The organism is Isoptericola sp. BMS4 (genome assembly GCF_011634835.1).
Lineage (GTDB): Bacteria > Actinomycetota > Actinomycetes > Actinomycetales > Cellulomonadaceae > Isoptericola.
The window spans coordinates 3,251,010-3,269,534 of sequence record NZ_SIRP01000001.1 but is presented as its reverse complement, the minus strand read 5'-3'; the positions used below and the strand labels follow the sequence as shown (position 1 = coordinate 3,269,534).

The 18,525-nt window shown below is 73.3% G+C and carries 16 protein-coding genes; 12 read left to right on the top strand and 4 right to left on the bottom strand.

Features of this window, described 5'->3' with window-relative positions; genetic code table 11:
* The first annotated feature begins 9 nt into the window (after positions 1-9).
* The 3 genes from gatB (at position 10) to EYB28_RS14825 (ending at position 3,197) form a co-directional block, all read left to right on the top strand.
* Positions 10-1,527 carry an Asp-tRNA(Asn)/Glu-tRNA(Gln) amidotransferase subunit GatB gene (gene gatB, locus EYB28_RS14835; RefSeq protein ID WP_166849374.1) on the top strand — a complete coding sequence of 506 codons (1,518 nt, stop codon included), beginning with the start codon at positions 10-12 and terminating at the stop codon, positions 1,525-1,527.
* Entirely contained in the window at positions 1,524-2,141 is a 618-nt protein-coding gene (locus tag EYB28_RS14830; RefSeq protein ID WP_166849371.1) for a GNAT family N-acetyltransferase, read from the top strand. Before gatB ends, EYB28_RS14830 begins: the two co-directional genes overlap by 4 nt.
* A gap of 228 nt (positions 2,142-2,369) precedes the next feature.
* On the top strand, positions 2,370-3,197 hold the full coding sequence (locus EYB28_RS14825; RefSeq protein WP_166849368.1) for a bifunctional allantoicase/(S)-ureidoglycine aminohydrolase: 828 nt from the start codon (positions 2,370-2,372) through the stop codon (positions 3,195-3,197).
* Between the two features lie 35 nt (positions 3,198-3,232).
* Here EYB28_RS14825 and EYB28_RS14820 read toward each other — a convergent pair whose 3' ends face one another.
* The gene (locus EYB28_RS14820; protein WP_166849365.1) at positions 3,233-4,600 is read right to left on the bottom strand and encodes a deoxyribodipyrimidine photo-lyase; all 1,368 of its coding nucleotides are present in this window, start codon (positions 4,598-4,600) and stop codon (positions 3,233-3,235) included.
* Positions 4,601-4,660: 60 nt separating this feature from the next.
* On the opposite strand from EYB28_RS14820, the gene EYB28_RS14815 reads away from it, so the two are divergent.
* The gene (locus EYB28_RS14815; protein ID WP_166849362.1) at positions 4,661-6,193 is read left to right on the top strand and encodes a peptide MFS transporter; all 1,533 of its coding nucleotides are present in this window, start codon (positions 4,661-4,663) and stop codon (positions 6,191-6,193) included.
* Positions 6,194-6,260: 67 nt separating this feature from the next.
* Here the strand turns inward: EYB28_RS14815 and EYB28_RS14810 are convergent, their stop codons facing one another.
* Positions 6,261-7,652 (bottom strand): MFS transporter, encoded by a 1,392-nt coding sequence (locus EYB28_RS14810; protein WP_166849358.1) that lies wholly within the window; start codon positions 7,650-7,652, stop codon positions 6,261-6,263.
* Positions 7,653-7,694: 42 nt separating this feature from the next.
* Positions 7,695-9,518 (bottom strand): sulfatase, encoded by a 1,824-nt coding sequence (locus tag EYB28_RS14805; protein WP_166849355.1) that lies wholly within the window; start codon positions 9,516-9,518, stop codon positions 7,695-7,697.
* A gap of 191 nt (positions 9,519-9,709) precedes the next feature.
* On the opposite strand from EYB28_RS14805, the gene EYB28_RS14800 reads away from it, so the two are divergent.
* From EYB28_RS14800 to EYB28_RS14790, 3 genes are all read left to right on the top strand, one after another.
* Complete coding sequence (locus tag EYB28_RS14800; RefSeq protein ID WP_166849352.1) at positions 9,710-10,291, top strand: PadR family transcriptional regulator; 582 nt, start codon at positions 9,710-9,712, stop codon at positions 10,289-10,291.
* A 123-nt stretch (positions 10,292-10,414) separates the two neighbouring features.
* Positions 10,415-12,277 carry a dihydroxy-acid dehydratase gene (ilvD, locus tag EYB28_RS14795; protein WP_166849349.1) on the top strand — a complete coding sequence of 621 codons (1,863 nt, stop codon included), beginning with the start codon at positions 10,415-10,417 and terminating at the stop codon, positions 12,275-12,277.
* A gap of 2 nt (positions 12,278-12,279) precedes the next feature.
* The gene (locus EYB28_RS14790) at positions 12,280-12,783 is read left to right on the top strand and encodes an N-acetyltransferase (protein ID WP_240930579.1); all 504 of its coding nucleotides are present in this window, start codon (positions 12,280-12,282) and stop codon (positions 12,781-12,783) included.
* A 27-nt stretch (positions 12,784-12,810) separates the two neighbouring features.
* Here EYB28_RS14790 and EYB28_RS14785 read toward each other — a convergent pair whose 3' ends face one another.
* On the bottom strand, positions 12,811-13,386 hold the full coding sequence (locus EYB28_RS14785; RefSeq protein WP_166849344.1) for a Uma2 family endonuclease: 576 nt from the start codon (positions 13,384-13,386) through the stop codon (positions 12,811-12,813).
* Positions 13,387-13,467: 81 nt separating this feature from the next.
* Between EYB28_RS14785 and ilvD (EYB28_RS14780) the strand changes: the two genes are divergently transcribed.
* From ilvD (EYB28_RS14780) to EYB28_RS14760, 5 genes are all read left to right on the top strand, one after another.
* A complete protein-coding gene (gene ilvD, locus EYB28_RS14780) occupies positions 13,468-15,189 on the top strand; it encodes a dihydroxy-acid dehydratase (protein WP_166849341.1) in 1,722 nt (573 codons plus the stop codon).
* A 76-nt stretch (positions 15,190-15,265) separates the two neighbouring features.
* Entirely contained in the window at positions 15,266-15,580 is a 315-nt protein-coding gene (locus tag EYB28_RS14775) for a 4a-hydroxytetrahydrobiopterin dehydratase (protein WP_166849338.1), read from the top strand.
* A gap of 59 nt (positions 15,581-15,639) precedes the next feature.
* Entirely contained in the window at positions 15,640-16,209 is a 570-nt protein-coding gene (locus EYB28_RS14770) for a pyridoxamine 5'-phosphate oxidase family protein (protein WP_166849336.1), read from the top strand.
* Positions 16,210-16,305: 96 nt separating this feature from the next.
* Complete coding sequence (locus tag EYB28_RS14765; RefSeq protein ID WP_166852484.1) at positions 16,306-17,346, top strand: ABC transporter ATP-binding protein; 1,041 nt, start codon at positions 16,306-16,308, stop codon at positions 17,344-17,346.
* The gene (locus tag EYB28_RS14760; protein WP_166849333.1) at positions 17,343-18,425 is read left to right on the top strand and encodes an ABC transporter permease subunit; all 1,083 of its coding nucleotides are present in this window, start codon (positions 17,343-17,345) and stop codon (positions 18,423-18,425) included. Before EYB28_RS14765 ends, EYB28_RS14760 begins: the two co-directional genes overlap by 4 nt.
* The last annotated feature ends 100 nt before the right edge of the window (positions 18,426-18,525 follow it).

Below are 18,525 nucleotides of genomic sequence, written 5' to 3'. Positions count from 1 at the left end.
GAGACCACTGTGACCACGACCTCCGCCACCCCGGTGGCCCTCGTCGACTACGACGACGCGGTGCGGCGCTACGACCCGGTGCTCGGCATCGAGGTGCACGTCGAGCTCGGCACCCGCACCAAGATGTTCTGCTCGGCCGAGCAGTCCTTCGGCGCCGACCCGAACACCCAGACCACGCCCGTCTCGCTCGGCCTGCCCGGCGCGCTGCCCGTGGTCAACGGCACCGCCGTCGAGTACGCGATCCGCATCGGCCTGGCGCTGAACTGCCAGATCGCGGAGAGCTGCCGCTTCGCCCGGAAGAACTACTTCTACCCGGACGTGCCGAAGAACTTCCAGACCTCCCAGTACGACGAGCCCATCGCCTTCGACGGCTGGCTCGACGTCGAGCTGGAGGACGGCACCGTGCACCGCGTCGAGATCGAGCGCGCGCACATGGAGGAGGACGCCGGCAAGAACACGCACGTCGGCGGCGCCGCCGGGCGCATCCACGGCGCGGAGTACTCGCTGGTGGACTACAACCGCGCCGGCGTGCCGCTGGTCGAGATCGTCACCCGCCCGATCACCGGGGCGGGGGAGCGGGCGCCGGAGGTGGCCCGCGCCTACGTGCAGGCCCTGCGCGACATCTTCCGGGTGCTGGACGTGTCCGAGGCGCGCATGGAGCGCGGCAACGTCCGCGCGGACGTGAACGTCTCGCTGCGCCCCACCGCCGACTCGCCGCTCGGCACCCGCACCGAGACCAAGAACGTCAACTCGTTCCGGTCCGTCGAGCGGGCTGTGCGCTACGAGATCTCCCGGCAGGCGGGGCTCCTGGACGCCGGCGACACCGTGGTGCAGGAGACCCGGCACTTCCACGAGGACGACGGCTCGACGTCGCCCGGCCGCGTGAAGTCCGACGCCGAGGACTACCGCTACTTCCCGGAGCCGGACCTGGTCCCGGTGGCCCCGAGCCGCGCGTGGGTCGAGGAGATCCGCGCCACGCTGCCCGAGCTGCCGCAGGCGCGCCGCCGCCGGTTGCACGACGAGTGGGGCTTCGCCGACGCCGAGATGCGCGACGTCGTCAACGCGGGCGCCCTCGACCTCATCGAGGCCACGATCGCGGCGGGCGCGAGCCCGGCCGCCGCGCGCAAGTGGTGGATGGGCGAGCTGGCACGCCGCGCCAAGCAGTCCGAGGTCGAGCTCGCCGCGCTGGCCATCACGCCCGCGCAGATCGGCGAGCTGCAGTCGCTGGTCGACTCCGGCCGCATCAACGACAAGATCGCGCGCCAGGTGCTCGACGGCGTCCTCGCGGGCGAGGGCGATCCCGAGCAGGTCGTCGTCGCGCGCGGGCTCGAGGTCGTCTCGGACGACGGCGCGCTGCTGGCCGCGATCGACGAGGCGCTCGCCGCGCAGCCCGACGTCGTGGAGAAGGTCCGCGGGGGCAACCAGGGGCCGGTCGGCGCGATCATCGGCGCCGTCATGAAGGCGACGAAGGGGCAGGCGGACGCCAAGCGCGTCCGCGAGCTGGTGCTCGAGAGGATCGCGGGATGAGGTCCCCCCTGCTCCACGGGGAGCTCGTGCGCCTGCGCCCGATCGAGCCCCGCGACGCGGACCGCCTGTGGGCGTCGGTGCAGGACCCGGACGGCGGGCGGCTGACCGGCATGGGCACGAGCGGGTCGTCGACGCGCGCGGAGGTCGACGCCTGGGCGGCGACCGCGGCCACGGTGCCGGGGCGCTACGACTGGGCCGTCACGGCGGCCGCCGTGCGCGACGGCGAGCTCGTCAGCGACGACCTCATCGGCGAGATCGCCCTCGACCAGGTCGACACGGGCCGCGCGTCGGCGAACCTGCGCCTGCGGATGCTGCGCGACTACCGGGGGCGCGGGTACGGCCGCGAGGCGATCTCGCAGGTGCTGCGGTTCGCGTTCACGCCCGCCGACCACCCCGACGGCCCCGACGGGTCGCCCGGCGCGGGTCTCGGCCTGCACCGGGTGAGCCTGTCGGTGATGAGCATGAACACCCGGGCGCGGGCGCTGTACGACTCCCTGGGCTTCCGCGAGGAGGGTCGGCTGCGCGACGCCTACCGCGACGGCGACGGGTGGGCCGACGCCGTCGTCATGAGCATCCTCGAGGACGAGTTCCGGGCGGGGGAGGGGGCCGACTGATCCCCCGCGGGGCGGGCCCACGGGCCCGCCCCGACCTGCCGCCCGGCCACGACGACGCCGGCGCCCGCACGAGTGCGGGCGCCGGCGTCGTCGTGCGTCCGGCGGCTGCTTGACACCCGTCCCTGGCGGCTCTAGGTTCATATAGCAGAAGAGTGATTCCGGTGAGCGGAAGTGTCGTCCGTGGTGCGCACCGCGTCGGCCGCCCCGATCGAGCGAGGAGCGTCATCCATGACCCAGACCACGCGCTACTTCACCCCGCAGGGCGGGCTGCCCGGGCAGTCCGAGCTGCTCACCGACCGCGCGGTCGTCACCGAGGCGTACACCGTCATCCCGCGCGGGGTGCTGCGGGACATCGTCACGAGCCGGCTGCCCGGCTGGGAGTCCACCCGCCTGTGGGTGCTCGCGCGACCCATCGACGGCTTCGCGACGACGTTCGCCCAGTACGTCGTCGAGGTGTCGCCCGGGGGCGGCGCCGACCGCGGCGAGGTCGAGGACACCGTGCAGTCGGTCGTCTTCGTCACCGAGGGCACCCTCGTCCTGACGTTCGGGGGCACCGAGCACGTGCTCGAGCCGGGTGGGTACGCCTACCTCGCCGCCGGCGAGGAGTGGGCGCTGCGCAACCGGTCCGACGCCAAGGCGGCGTTCCAGTGGGTCCGCAAGGTGTACGAGCCCGTCGAGGGGCACCGCGCCACGTCGTTCGTTACGCGCGAGCAGGACGTCGAGCCCGTCCCGATGCCGGACACCGACGGCGCGTGGGCCACGACACGATTCGTCGACCCCGACGACATCGCCCACGACATGCACGTCAACATCGTGACGTTCCAGCCCGGCGGCTCCATCCCGTTCGCGGAGACGCACATCATGGAGCACGGCCTGTACGTGCTCGAGGGCAAGGCCGTGTACCGCCTCAACGGCGACTGGGTGGAGGTGCAGGAGGGCGACTTCCTGTGGCTGCGGGCCTTCTGCCCGCAGGCCTGCTACGCCGGCGGGCCGAAGCCCTTCCGCTACCTGCTCTACAAGGACGTGAACCGCCAGGTGCGGCTCGACCGCCGCTGAGGGCGGCCCCGGCGTCGCCTGCCGTCCGCGGCCGGTCAGCCCCGCGCGCGGCTGAAGTCGTCCAGCGCCACGCGGCGCTCGTGCGCGTGGTCGACCATCCGGTCCGGGTACCCGGCCGGCGCGGCGTCGAGCCGCCACGGCTCGTGCACGGCCCGGCCCGCGACGCCCCGCAGCTCCGGGACCCACCGCCGGACGTAGTCGCCCTCCGGGTCGAACTTCCGCGCCTGGGTCACGGGGTTGAACACCCGGAAGTACGGGGCCGCGTCGTACCCCGTGCCCGCGACCCACTGCCAGTTGAGCTGGTTCTGCGAGACGTCCGCGTCGACCAGGTGCGCCATGAAGTGGGCGGCACCGCGCCGCCAGTGCAGGTGCAGGTCCTTGACGAGGAACGACGCCACGACCATGCGTACCCGGTTGTGCATCCACCCGGTGGCCCGGAGCTGACGCATCCCCGCGTCGACGAGCGGGTACCCCGTGCGCCCGGCCGCCCAGGCCTCGAACGCGGCGTCGGCCGCCGGGCCGGTCGCCCAGGCGTCGTCCGGCACCACGTCGCGCAGGGACTCGGTGCGTGCGCCCGGCCGGTGGTGCAGGACGTCGGCGTGGAACTCGCGCCACGCCAGCTCGGAACGGTACGACGCGACGTCGGACCCGGGGGCGTCGGCCGCGGCGAGGTCGGCCAGCAGCGTGCGCGGGTGCACCTCGCCCCAGCGCAGGTGCACCGACATCGCGGACGTCCCCGCCAGGTCCGGCCGGTCCCGGGCCTCGTCGTAGCCCGCGAGGCCCTCGCGCAGGAACGCGTGCCACCGGCGCCGGGCGGCGTCCTCGCCGGCCCGCGGCAGCCGCTCGGCGGTCGGCGTCGCCCGCGGCGGGTCCTCGGACCGCAGCGCCGCCCACGGGATCTCGCGCGGCCGGTGGGCCGGGGCCCGCCACCCGTGGTCGAGCCACGCCTGGCGGAACGGCGTGAACACCCGGTACGGGGTGCCGCCGCCCGTGCGCAGGCGCCCGGGGGAGACGGCGTACGCCGAGCCCGTCTCGACGAGCTCGGCGTCGCGCTCCGCCAGCACGGCGCGGACGGCCTCGTCGCGGCGCCGCCCGCGCGGCTCGTGGCTCGCGGCCGCGTGCACCTCGCGCGCACCCACCGCCCGCGCCACGTCCGGCACGACGGAGCGCGGGTCGCCGCGGCGCAGCACCAGCCGGCCGCCGCACGCCGCGTCGAGGGCGGCGAGCGAGTCCACGAGGTAGGCCAGCCGGTTGGCGCCCGCGGCGGACCACAGGGCGTCGTCGAGGACGTACAGGCCGACCACCTCGGCGTCGTCGGCGCGCGCCGCCTCGACCGCGGCCACGAGGGCCGGGTTGTCGGCGAGCCGGAGGTCGCGGCGGAACCACATCACGGTCGCGGGCATCCGCCCACGGTAGCGGCCCTGCGGTCGCAGGCACCCGCGACCGGTGCCAGAGTCGGTCCCATGACCGCGCAGGCCGCGACGCCGCACCCCGAGCACGAGGGCGACCGGGCGTTCTTCGGGCATCCCCGCGGTCTCGCGACGCTGGCCGGCACGGAGCTGTGGGAGCGGTTCAGCTACTACGGGATGCGCGCCATCCTGCTGCTGTACCTCACCGACACGGTGGCGAACGGCGGCCTCTCGATGGACGCCACCACGGGTGCGGCGTTCGTGTCGATCTACGGCACGTCCGTCTACCTCGTGTCCGTCATCGGTGGCTGGCTCGCGGACCGTGTGGTCGGCGCCCGTCGTGCGGTGCTGTACGGCGGCGTGATCATCGCCGCCGGTCACGTGTCCCTCACGGTCCCGGGGTACGGCTTCTCCATGCTCGGGATCGGGCTGGTCGCGCTCGGCACCGGGCTGCTGAAGCCGAACGTCTCCTCGATGGTGGGCGAGCTGTACGCGCGCGACGACCCCCGCCGCGACCCCGCGTTCTCCATCTTCTACATGGGGATCAACATCGGGTCGCTCTTCGCGCCGCTGGTCGTGGGCATCGTCCAGCGGGCGTGGGGGTACCACGCCGGGTTCTCCGTCGCGGCGGTCGGCATGGCCGTCGCCCTGGTCTTCTTCGTCGGCGGCTACCGCTACCTCGGCCGGGCCGGGACGGACGTGCCCAACCCGGTCCGCCCCGAGGACCGGCCCGCCGTCCTCCGCCTCGGCCTGCTCGTCGTGGGGGCGGTCGTGGTCGCCACGGCGCTCGCGGTCGTCGTCGCCGGGGGCTGGGCGGTCGAGGTCTTCATCGACGCGACGTCGTACCTGGCGCTGGCGACGCCGGCCGTGCTGCTCACGGTGATGTACCGCTCGAAGCGGGTCACCGCGGCCGAGCGGCCCCGTGTCGTGGCCTACGTCCCGCTGTTCGTGGCCTCGATGCTGTTCTGGATGATCTTCGAGCAGGCGGCCACGACGCTCACACAGTTCGCGGCGGACAGGACCGACCTGCAGCTCTTCGGCATCACGCTGTCGCCCGCCTTCTTCCAGTCGGTCAACCCGGCGTCCATCATCCTGCTCGCGCCGGTCTTCGCGTGGCTGTGGACGAAGACCGGCGACCGCCCGCCGACGGCGTACAAGTTCGTGCTGGGCCTGACGCTGGCGGCGCTGTCGTTCGTCTTCCTGGCCACGATGTCCGCGGCGTTCGCCGGCACGCTCGCGCCCCCGTGGGTCCTCATCATCGTGTACGTGATCCAGTCGCTCGGCGAGCTCTGCCTGTCGCCCGTGGGCATCGCGGCCACGACGCTGCTGGCGCCGCGTGCGTTCCGCGGGCAGGCCATGGCGCTGTGGTTCCTGTCGAACGCCGCCGGCCAGGCGATCACGGCCCAGACCATCGAGGCCACCGACGGCGTCTCGGACACGGCCTACTTCGGCGGTATCGGGCTGGTGGCGCTCGTCTGCGCCGGGGTCCTGCTCGCGCTCGCACCGTGGGTCACGCGGCACGTCCGCCGGGCGGACGAGCTCGAGCGCGAGGCAGCGGGCGGGGGTCCGGACGGCGGGCGCGGCTGACCGGGAGGGGAGATGCTCCGGCACCCGGTGCGGGGCCGTTCGCGGACGGCCCCGCACCGGGGCGGGGTCACGCGTCGGGGGTTTCGCCCGCCGCGGCGTGGGCCCGTCGTTCGAGCTCTGCGACGAGCGCGCGGGAGTCCTTCACGTACGGGCGGTAGAGGGCGGTGAGGAACGCGGCGTTCAGCGTCATGAGCCCGACGACGAGCCAGAGCATCACCGCCTGCAGGCCGTACGAGTCCGCGAGGAAGCCTGCCAGCAGCGTGTAGACCGCGAACCCCACCGACTCGACGATCGACACGAAGATCGCGAAGGCCGCGCCGCGGAGCTCCGGCGGGACGACGGCCATGACGAGGGGGCGGTTCACCCCCGGGTTGAGCCCCATGGTGGCGCCGATCAGCCCGAACAGGACCAGGTACGGCGCGATGCCGTCGAACGCGATCTGCGTGGTCACGTACGCCACCGCGGCGAACAGGGCTTGCGCGACCTGGAGCAGGGCCACCCGGCCGTGGTCCGGGCTGAGCCGGTGGAGCGCGTCGGCGAGCAGCCCCCCGGCGACCGTGCCGGCGAGGTATCCCACCCCGAACGGTGACATGACGACGGCCGCGGTCGCCGTGTCGAACCCGAACTCCTGCACGAGCAGCGTGACTCCGAAGGCCGCGAGCAGCAGGTGGCTCGACAGGAGCCGGCTGACGAGGAGGACGACGAAGCTCGGGATGCGGACCAGGGACCGCACCCGTGCCCAGGTGATCGTCGACTCCGCGTCACGCTGCGCCTGGCTGAGGGACGACAGCTGCGCCTCGCCGGCGCCCGTCCCCGGGTCCCGGTAGAACAGGAGGATCAACACCCCGAAGACGACGTTGATACCGCCGAAGAGGAAGAAGCCGTAGCGCCAGCCGTCCTCGATGTTCGCGAGCTGCGCGATCACGGGGGCGAGCACGGAGCTGCCCGCCGCCGCGCCCCCGTAGAGCCACCCGACCACGCGTCCGCGCTTCCTGTCCTCGTAGGAGTCGCCGATGACCTCGGGCACGATCGCGTGCGCGGCAGCGACTCCCGCGGCGGCGATCGTGTAGAGCACCACCAGCTGGACGAAGCTCTGGGCCAGGCCCGCGGCGACCGCCCAGAGCCCCCAGAACCCGGTGGCCGTCGCGAGGACCGCCTTGCGCCCGAACTTCCTGGCCAGGAACACCCAGGTCGGTCCGGCGACGGATCCGATCAGCCGCGAGCTGGCGCTGAGGATGCCGAGCGCGCTCGTCGCCAGGCCGAGCGACGCGGCGATGACGGGGAAGAGCGCGTTGACGAGGCCCGACTCGCTGCCGTCGACGATCATCGAGCCGCCGAGGACCACCATGTTGCGCGCTCTCCAGCGGCCGCCGGGCGATCGTGGCGTGTCGGGCACGGTGGGCGCGGTCGCCTCGTGCTCGGGGACGGACCGTGGGGCGAGGCCGTGGGTTGCAGTCATGACATCACTCCGTCGTGATCGGTAGGTGGTGGGGGCGGTCGGTCAGCCGACCTCGGCGTCCACCGTGGTGGGCGACGCCTGCTCGTCCCGGTTCGCCAGCCGGGTGGCGACCGTGCGCAGGACGGGTTCGGGGAGCAGGCCCGCCGCCGCGGCGGCGATCTGGATGATGGTCAGCCCGCTCAGGAAGCCGGCGAGCGGGCTGTGCACCAGCATCGGCGCGCACTCCTCCAGCACGGCTCGCGAGCGCGGGTTCTCGAGCAGCGAGGCGAGGGGCCGGCCGAGGGCGCCGTCCTCGTCCTCCGGGAAGTCCGCGGGAGTGGCCGCGGGTTCCCGCGAGGCGACCACCTGCGACCACTGCTTCTCCACGAGCAGGTGCGCGGCGGTGAGCGGGCCGTCCTGGGGGAGGCCGAGGCGCTCGTACTGGGACGGCGGCGCGTCCGAGGCCACGAGCAGGTCGCGCAGCCGGGTCGCCAGGCGGAGCTCGAGGTCGTCGTCCCGCAGGGGGTGCTCCTGCTCGGGGTCGGTGGCCAGGTCGTACAGCAGGGTCCCGAACGCGAACGGCGTGCCGAACGCCTGGCCGGGCGACCGCAGGACGGGCACGCCCTTGGTGAACGTGAACGGCTCGACGAGCTCGGCCCGGCGGAGCACCTCGTGGTGGAAGAACCCGACCATGTGCGTCGGCATGAGCGTGTGCTCGAACAGGGGCTGGTTCTGCGGAGTCGCGCTCGAGCGCATGTAGACGTACCTGCCGTCCGTCACGCACACGTGTCCGCCGAAGCTGCCGAACAGGCCGGCGTCGCGTCCCGTCGCCGCGTCGGCCACGACGTCGGCGAGGGGCCTTCCCTGCATGTCGGGCGTGCGGTCGACGCCGAAGTACTCCAGGAGCGTCGGGCCGATGTCGATCGTCTGGACGAGGGCGTCCCGCCGCTCGCCGGCGGCCGGTGTCCGGGGGTCCCAGACGAACAGGGGGATGTGGATGGTCTCGTCGTACCAGGGCTGGAGGTTCTTGCCCCACCAGCCGTGCTCTCCGAGCAGGAACCCGTGGTCCGTGTTGACGATGAGCAGCGTGTCGTCCCACATGTCGTGCTCGTCCATCGCGTCCAGGACGCGTCCGAGGTTGGCGTCGCACATGCTGAGCAGGGCGGCGTACTCGTGCCGCGCGTGCTCCACCGCCTCCGGTGGCTCCGTCACCTTCGCGTAGTCGGGCCAGTCGAAGTGGGGCCCGTCGTAGGTGTCCTGGTAGTGCTCCTTGTGCTGCTCGTAGCTGAAGAAGGGCTCGTGCGGGTCGAACGTCTCGATCTGCAGGAACCACCGGTCCTCGTCCTTGTTGGTCCTGAGGAACTCGAGGCCGGCGTCGAACGTGAGCGTCTGCGGGTGCAGGTCCTCGGTCTCGAGATAGCTCCGGTTCACCCAGTCCTGCCGCCACAGGCGTGGTTTGAGCGCCTGGGTCGCGCCGAGCGACTCCGGGATCTCCGGGTCGGCGACGACTCCCTTCCACGGGTCGCCCTCCTGCCCGCGGAAGAGCTCGAACGTCGAGTACCGGGAGTGGTAGGTGGCGCCGCCGTCCTCCCAGTAGTGCTGGTGGTCGGTGGCGAGGTGGGTGTGCACACCGTGGTCCTTCAGCATCTGCGGCACGGAGTCGTCGAAGGGCTCGAGGGGTCCCCACGAGCGGTGCAGGAAGTTGTGGCGGCCGGTGTGCAGCTCGCGCCGCGCGGGCATGCACGGCATGGAGCCGCCGTAGCAGTTCTCGAACATCACCGTGCGCTCGGCGAGCCGCTGGAAGTTCGGTGCGTGGGTCCAGTCGGCGCCGTACGGCGGCAGCATCCTCCGGTTGAGGCTGTCGAACATCACCATGATGGCTTTCACGGGTCCTCCTCGGCCGCGCGCGACGGTGCGGTGGGCGTCGTGACCCCTGCTATGTGCAGAGTGTCATATGTGCAGAGTGTTATATGCTGCCGCCGTGATCGTGTCAACCTCTCCTCGGCCGGCGGCACGGTGAGGCGCGCGGGGGAGCGCGGCCGCTACCGTGGGGCGGCGAACGTCCTGGGAGGAGCCCGATGAAGCTCGAGCACGTGCTGCTGAGCCTCTTGGCGCGAAAGCCCTACCACGGGTACGAGCTGCTGAAGTGGTTCGAGGTCGAGGGGCAGTTCGTGCGCTCGAACGTGCACCACAGCCAGATCTACCGCGAGCTCGCGCGGCTGGTGCGCGCCGGGCACGCGACCTACGAGCTCGACCCGCGCGAGGGGCGCCCCGACGCGAAGGTGTACCGGATCACCCCGGCCGGGCGCGCCGCCCTGCTCGCCTGGGTGCGTTCCGACTTCGAGCCGCCGAGCCGGTTCGAGGACGCCGACTTCAAGGTCAGGTTCGGCTTCGCGGTCGGTGTCGACCTGCGCGCCGCCCTGCGGATCGTCGAGTCGGAGCTGGCCTACCGCCGGGCCCAGGTCGCCCGGTCGCGCGGTCGCGACCTGACGGTCCACAGCCACGACGCGATCCCCGAGTTCGACCCCGAGGCGGCCGCCAGGTACGGGCTGATGACGCACGCCTACGGTGCGGACGCCGTCGACCGGTGGATCGCGTGGCTGGACGGCGTCCGGGAGTCGCTGGTCGCCGACATCGCGGCACGCGACGGCGCCGGCTGACGCCTCCAGTCCGACGGGCGAACCGCCCGCGACCGCATGGCGGACGCGGGCGTACCCTGTCCGAGCCCGCCGTGGCCGCGCTCTCCGAGCGCGCCCCAGCCCACCTGCGTCGAAGGAGCTGACATGAGCCGTCCCCTGCGCTCTCGGACGTCCACCCACGGTCGCAACATGGCCGGTGCCCGCGCCCTGTGGCGCGCGACCGGCATGGGCTCGGAGGACTTCGGCAAACCGATCGTCGCGATCGCGAACTCCTACACGCAGTTCGTCCCGGGCCACGTGCACCTCAAGGACATGGGCGACCTCGTGGCGGGTGCCGTCCGCGAGGCCGGCGGCGTCGCCAAGGAGTTCAACACGATCGCCGTCGACGACGGCATCGCGATGGGACACGGCGGGATGCTGTACTCGCTGCCCAGCCGCGACCTCATCGCCGACTCGGTCGAGTACATGGTCAACGCGCACTGCGCCGACGCGCTGGTGTGCATCTCGAACTGCGACAAGATCACGCCGGGCATGCTCAACGCGGCCATGCGCCTCAACATCCCCGTCGTGTTCGTCTCCGGCGGGCCGATGGAGGCCGGCAAGGCGGTCGTCGCGGACGGCGTGGCCAAGACCCACCTCAACCTCATCAACGCGATCAACTACTCGGCCGACGAGAACGTCTCCGACGACGCGCTGGCCCAGGTCGAGGAGAACGCCTGCCCCACCTGCGGCTCGTGCTCGGGGATGTTCACCGCGAACTCGATGAACTGCCTCACCGAGGCGCTCGGCCTGTCGCTGCCGGGCAACGGCTCGACGCTCGCCACGCACGCCGCGCGCAAGGAGCTGTTCCTGCAGGCCGGCCGTACCGTCGTCGACCTCGCCAAGCGCTACTACGACGAGGAGGACGACTCGGCGGCGCCGCGCGGCATCGCCACGAAGGCGGCCTTCGCGAACGCCATGGCGCTCGACGTCGCGATGGGCGGGTCCACCAACACGGTGCTGCACGTCCTCGCGGCCGCCCAGGAGGGCGAGGTCGACTTCGACCTGACGGACATCGAGCAGATCAGCCGCCGCGTGCCCTGCCTGAGCAAGGTCGCCCCCAACCACCCGAACTTCCACATGGAGGACGTCCACCGCGCCGGCGGCATCCCCGCGCTCCTCGGGGAGCTGGACCGCGCCGGGCTGCTGGACCAGGACGTCACCTCCGTGCACTCGCCGACGCTGCGCTCCTGGCTGGACGACTGGGACGTGCGCGGCGGCAAGGCGACCGACGCGGCCGTGGAGCTGTTCCACGCCGCGCCGGGCGGGGTGCGCACCACCCAGGCCTTCTCCACCTCCAACGTCTGGGAGAGCCTCGACACGGACGCCGCCGAGGGCTGCATCCGCGACATCGAGCACGCGTACACCGTGGAGGGCGGCCTGGCGGTGCTGCGCGGCAACCTCGCCACCGACGGCGCCGTGTTCAAGACGGCGGGCGTCGACCCGGACGTGTTCCACTTCGTCGGCAAGGCGCTCGTGTGCGAGTCGCAGGAGGACGCCGTCGAGAAGATCCTCACCAAGCAGGTCGAGCCGGGCCACGTCGTCGTGGTGCGCTACGAGGGGCCCGCCGGCGGGCCGGGCATGCAGGAGATGCTCTACCCGACGTCGTTCATCAAGGGCCGCGGACTGGGCAAGGTCTGCGCGCTCATCACGGACGGCCGGTTCTCCGGCGGCTCCAGCGGCATCTCGGTGGGGCACGTCTCGCCCGAGGCCGCCGCCGGCGGCACCATCGGCCTGATCGAGGACGGTGACGAGATCGAGATCGACGTCGACTCCCGCTCGATCCGCGTCAACGTCCCCGACGAGGTCCTGGCCGAGCGCCGCGCCAAGATGGAGGCCCGGGAGAACCCGTGGCAGCCGCTGAACCGTGACCGCTACGTCTCCCCGGCGCTGCAGGCGTACGCCGCGATGGCGACGTCGGCCGACCGCGGTGCCGTGCGCGACGTCTCGCTCGTCGCTCGCCGCTGAGCGTGCGTCTCGTCGACCTGACCCTCGCCGAGCTCGACGACGTCGCGCGGCTCCTCGTCGATGACGGCGGCTACTCCGAGCGGGTCGCGGGCCACGCCGCGACCCGCCGGGACGCCGCCGACGTCCTCACCTCCCGCCCGCCCAGGACGGCCCCGGGCGCGAAGCACGTCCTCGGCCTGCGCGACGAGGCCGGGGCGGCCGTCGGCGTCGCCGACGTGATCCGCGGCTGGCCGAGCGCCGAGCACGCGCACGTCGGGCTGCTGCAGACCGCCGCGAGCCGCCACCGCCAGGGGCTGGGGCGTGCGCTGCACGCCGCGGTGCTCGAGCGGGTGACCACCTGGACCGAGGTGACGACGCTGCGGCTCGCTGTCGTCGACACCAACCGGGACGCGGCCGAGCCGTTCTGGCGCGCGCTGGGCTACCGGCCGACCGGCGAGTCGAAGCCGTTCGAGTCCGGGAGCGTTCGGTCGGCGGCGCGCATCTGGACCCGCCCGGTCGCCCGCTGAGGACGTCGGGCACGCCCGACCGGCTGGTCAGCGGTGAGCGTTCAGGCCCGCGACGTCGATCTGCAGGGGGAACGGGCGGTCGAGCTCCAGGGTGTCCCTGGCGATGGCCACCGGCACGTAGGCACCGGTGGCGTCGTCGCGCTCGTAGGCGTGGACCGTGGTGGCGCCGGCGTCGTCCTCGATGCGCCAGAAGTGGGCGATCCCGGCCTCGGCGTACTTGTGGAGCTTCACCGTGCGGTCGCGGTGCGCGGACTCGGGTGAGACGACCTCGACGGCCAGCACGACGTCGCCCACGGGGTACCAGGTGGCGTCCGGCGCGATCGTTCGCGTCGCCACGACGACGTCGGGCTCGGGACGGTTGTGCTCGTCGAGGCGTACGGTCATCTCGCTGTCGACGACGAAGCCGTCAGGAGCCTGGGCCGTCAACGTCGACCGGAGCGAGAAGATGACGCTGCTGTGCCAGCGCCTCTGGGGGGACATCATGAAGACGAGGGCTCCGTCGATCAGCTCGGTGTGGCGGGGCGCGTACGGAAGGTGGTCCAGGTCGTCGGCCAGCCAGCCCTCCGGGCGCGGAGGGCGCATCCAGTCCGGCAGCGTGGTCATGCGTCCACGATAGCCAGCGGACCCGCGCCACGGCGAGAGATCCGCAGGGCCGGGCGCCGCCGTCGGGCCTAGCCTGGCGCCATGAGCGCCGACGTCGACACCCACGCCCCAGAACCGGACCTCAAGCCCCGCTCCCGCCAGGTCACCGACGGCCTGGAGGCGACCGCGGCCCGCGGCATGCTCCGCGCCGTCGGCATGACCGACGACGACTGGGGCAAGCCGCAGATCGGGGTGGCGAGCTCGTGGAACGAGATCACCCCCTGCAACCTGTCGCTCGACCGGCTCGGCGGCGCGGTCAAGCAGGGGGTGCACGCCGGCGGCGGCTACCCGCTGGAGTTCGGCACCATCTCCGTCTCCGACGGCATCTCGATGGGGCACGAGGGGATGCACTTCTCGCTCGTGTCGCGGGACGTGATCGCCGACTCGGTCGAGACGGTGATGCAGGCCGAACGGCTGGACGGCTCGGTGCTGCTCGCCGGGTGCGACAAGTCGCTGCCCGGCATGCTCATGGCCGCCGCCCGCCTCGACCTCGCGAGCGTGTTCCTCTACGCCGGGTCGATCATGCCGGGCTGGGTCAAGCTGTCCGACGGCACCGAGAAGGACGTCACCCTCATCGACGCGTTCGAGGCCGTCGGGGCGTGCGCGCGGGGCCTGATGAGCACCGAGGACGTCGACCGCATCGAGCGTGCCATCTGCCCGGGCGAGGGCGCGTGCGGAGGCATGTACACCGCGAACACGATGGCGTCGGTGGCCGAGGCCATGGGCATGTCGCTGCCCGGGTCGGCCGCGCCGCCGTCGGCGGACCGCCGCCGCGACGGGTTCGCGCACCGCTCGGGCGAGGCCGTCGTGGAGCTGCTGCGCCGCGGCATCACGGCGCGGCAGATCATGACCAAGGAGGCCTTCGAGAACGCGATCGCCGTCGTGATGGCCTTCGGCGGCTCCACCAACGCCGTACTGCACCTGCTCGCGATCGCGCACGAGGCGGAGGTCGACCTCACGCTCGACGACTTCTCGCGCGTGGCCGCCCGCGTTCCGCACCTGGGCGACCTCAAGCCGTTCGGCCGCTACGTCATGAACGACGTCGACCGGATCGGCGGGGTCCCCGTGGTGATGAAGGCGCTGCTCGACGCCGGGCTGCTGCACGGCGACTGCCTCACGGTCACCGGCCGCACGGTGGCGGAGAACCTCGCCGAGATCGCCCCGCCGGACCCGGACGGGAAGATCCTGCGGGCCCTGGACCGGCCCATCCACCCCACGGGCGGCATCACGATCCTGCACGGGTCCCTGGCGCCGGAGGGCGCCGTCGTCAAGAGCGCCGGGTTCGACTCCGACGTCTTCGAGGGCACCGCCCGCGTGTTCGAGCGGGAGCGCGCCGCCCTGGACGCGCTGGAGGACGGCACGATCACCGCCGGGGACGTCGTCGTCATCCGCTACGAGGGCCCCAAGGGCGGCCCCGGGATGCGCGAGATGCTCGCGATCACCGGCGCGATCAAGGGCGCGGGGCTGGGCAAGGACGTCCTGCTGGTCACCGACGGCCGGTTCTCCGGCGGCACCACCGGGCTGTGCGTCGGGCACATCGCCCCGGAGGCCGTCGACGCCGGCCCGATCGCGTTCGTGCGCGACGGCGACCGCATCCGGCTCGACGTCGCGTCCGGGACGCTCGACCTGGTCGTGGACGGCGCCGAGCTCGCGGCGCGGCGGACGGCGGACTGGGCCCCGGTCCCGCACGGGTACACCCGGGGCGTGCTGGCGAAGTACACCAAGCTCGTCGGGTCGGCGTCCCGCGGGGCCGTCCTCGGCTGACCGCCGACCGACGGGAGCTCCCGGCACGCGGGTGGGGCGCCCGCGTGCCAGGCTGGCACGCGAGGGGGTGTGAGAGATGACAGACCAGATCACGACGGACGAGTTCGGGGCCGCCGACGGCGTCGCCGACTGGCGGGTGCGCGACGGCTCGGCCGAGGCCGTCTTCCGCACAGGGTCGTTCGCGGCGGGGGTCCGCCTCGTCGACGAGATCGGCGAGATCGCGGACGCGCTGGACCACCATCCGGACGTCGACCTGCGCTACGGCGCCGTCACGGTGCGCACGTGGTCGCACGACGTCGGCGGGCTCACCCGGCGCGACACCGAGCTGGCGCGGCGCGTCAGCGAAGCCGCCCGCGAGCTCGACATCCCCGCCGACCCCGCCGGCGCGTAGGTCGTCGTGCGGCTCGGGCGCCGGCGCCCGAGCCGCACGGGACCTGCGAGGATGACGCCATGGGACAGGTCCACGAGCACATCGACGACCGCCTCCGGACGTTCGTCGAGGCGCAGCACGTGTTCTTCGTCGCGACGGCGCCCCTCGCCGCCGACGGGCACGTGAACGTCTCGCCCAAGGGGATCGACGGGTCGTTCGTCGTCGTGGACGAGACCACGGTCGCGTACCTCGATCTCACGGCCTCCGGGGCCGAGACGATCGCCCACCTGCGGGAGAACGGGCGCATCACCCTGATGTTCTGCGCGTTCGAGGGACCGCCGAACATCGTGCGGCTGCACGGCCGCGGCCGGGTCGTGAGCCTCTACGACGACGAGTTCACCGTCTGGGCGCCGCGGTTCGCCGAGCGGCGGGGCGCCCGCGCGGTGATCGTCGTCGACGTCGAGCGGGTCTCCGACTCGTGCGGGTACGGCGTGCCCCTCATGGACCACGTCGGCGAGCGCGACCTGCTGCCGCCGTTCATGGACCGCAAGGGGGTCGACGGGCAGGCCGACTACCGGCGGCGCAAGAACCGGACCAGCATCGACGGGCTCCCCGCGTTCGACGACGACCCGGTGCCGACCGCCGTCTGAGCCCCGCGGCGGGACCGCTATGATCCGAGCGGCACCCGGGGCGCCGGGGTGAATCAGTGGTGGATCGACGGGCCGGCGACGCCGCCGCCCGAGGAGGTGGCGGCCCTGGACGGCGAGCTCGCGATCGAGACGCACGGCCTGCGCAAGACCTACCGGAGCGTCCGCGGCCGTGCCGTCTGCGTCGAGGGCCTCGACCTGGAGGTGCCCGTCGGCGGCGTCCACGGGTTCCTCGGCCCCAACGGGTCGGGCAAGACGACCACGATCCGGATGCTGCTCGGGCTGGTGCGCCCGGACCGCGGGACGGCGCGGATCTTCGGCCACGAGGTGCCGAAGCGGCTGCCGGACGTGGTCGGCCGGGTCGGCGCGATCGTCGAGAGCCCGAAGTTCTTCCCCGCCTTCAGCGCGCGGAGCAACCTGCGGCTGCTCGCCGACGCGATCGGCGCGCCCCGCGGCCGGGTCGACGCCGTCCTCGAGGAGGTCGGGCTCGCCGGGCGGGCGCGCGACCGCTACAAGGGCTACTCGCTCGGCATGAAGCAGCGGCTCGCCATCGCCGCGACCCTGCTCAAGGACCCCGACCTGCTCATCTTCGACGAGCCCACCAACGGCCTCGACCCGGCGGGCATCCGCGAGATCCGCCGCACCATGCGCGGCCTGGCGGACCGCGGCAGGACCGTCCTGGTCTCGAGCCACATCCTCGGTGAGGTGGAGCAGATCGCCGACACCGTCTCGATCGTGGCGCGCGGCCGGCTCGTCGCGTCCGGGCGGGTCGCCGACCTCATCGGTGCCGGTGGCCGCGGCTCCGTCCGGGTGCGGGTGGCGCCCGACGACCTGATCATCGCCACGAGCCTGCTGGAGACCGGCGGCCTGACGGTCCGCCGCGAGCACGACGCCCTCGTGGTCGACGGCGGCCCCGACCCGGCAGCGCTGAACCGGGCGCTGGGGGAGCGCGGCGTGTGGGCGCGCGAGCTCGTGCCCCAGCAGGCCGACCTCGAGTCCGTGTTCCTCGGGCTCACCCAGCACGAGGCGCCGGGCGGCCGTACGCACGCCGGGGGCCGCCGCCGCGGGCGCCGGCGCGGCGCGCAGCCCGCGGAGCCCACGCCCCCGGAGACCGGCGCGACGCAGGAGGTAGCCCGATGACGCGGCTGCTGCGCGTGGAGCTGCGCCGGCTGTGGCTGCGCAGGATGACCTGGGCCGCGTGCGTCCTGGCGCTCGTGGCGGTGGGCATCGGCATCGCCACCCAGGTGGGGACGGCGCGGCCGCCCACCGACGCGCAGATCGCCGAGGCCGAGCGCTTCTACGCCGACGAGCTCGCCTGGTGGGAGGAGCACGGCGAGGAGGAGGTGGCGTCCTGCGAGGAGGCCGAGGCCGCCGAGGGCGACGGCGCGGACTACGGGTGCGAGGAGATGGGCCCGCGCCTGGAGCACTACCTGCCGCCGACGTCCACGTTCGTCCCCGACGCCGCGGAGCTCGACGGGCCGTCCGTGGCCGCGGACGTCGACGGCGCCGTCGCCCCCGACCCGGCCGTGGCCGCGGTCCAGGGGTCGCTCTGGTCCGGGTGGAGCGGCCTGCCGTCCCTCGTCCCCGTGGCGACGGGCCTGCTGATGCTGGCGTTCGTCGTCGGGGTGAGCTTCATGACCGCCGAGCAGGGCTCGGGCGCGCTGGGGATGTGGCTGACCTTCGAGCCGCGCCGCCGCCGGGTCTACTGGTCCAAGGCGGTGGCCGCCGCCCTGGGCACCGTGCCGGTCGTCCTGCTCGGCTGGGCGGCCCTCGTCGGCGGCGCCTACGCCGTCTACGCCCGCTTCGGCACCCTCGGGGACGTCACGGGCCCGGTCTGGGTCCAGGTGGCGGCGTTCAGCGGCCGGCTGGTGCTGGCGGGAGCGGCCTTCGCCGCGATCGGGGTCGCGCTCGGGGTGCTGCTCCGCCACGCGGCCGCCGCCGTCGGGGTCGGCGCGGGCGTGCTCTGGCTGAGCACGGTCTTCGCCTACTCGCTGGGCGGGCTGCAGCGCTGGACGCCCGCACTGAACTTCGACGCCTGGCTCCGGGACGGGGCGACGTACGAGGTGGTGCGCACCACGATGGGCGAGGACGGGACGTACGCCGAGGAGTGGGTGACCCGTGTGGTCGCCGGGTGGCAGGGCGGCCTGTACCTCCTGGCCCTCACCGTGGTGCTGTCGCTGGTCGCCCTGGTCGTGTTCCGGCGGCGCGACGTCTCCTGAGCGGCGGCGCCGGCCCGTCCATGCCCTCTTGCCCGACGACGTCGTGTCCATGATGCGGGACACCGGGCTCACGACGTGACATCCCGCAGTGACGGGCGTA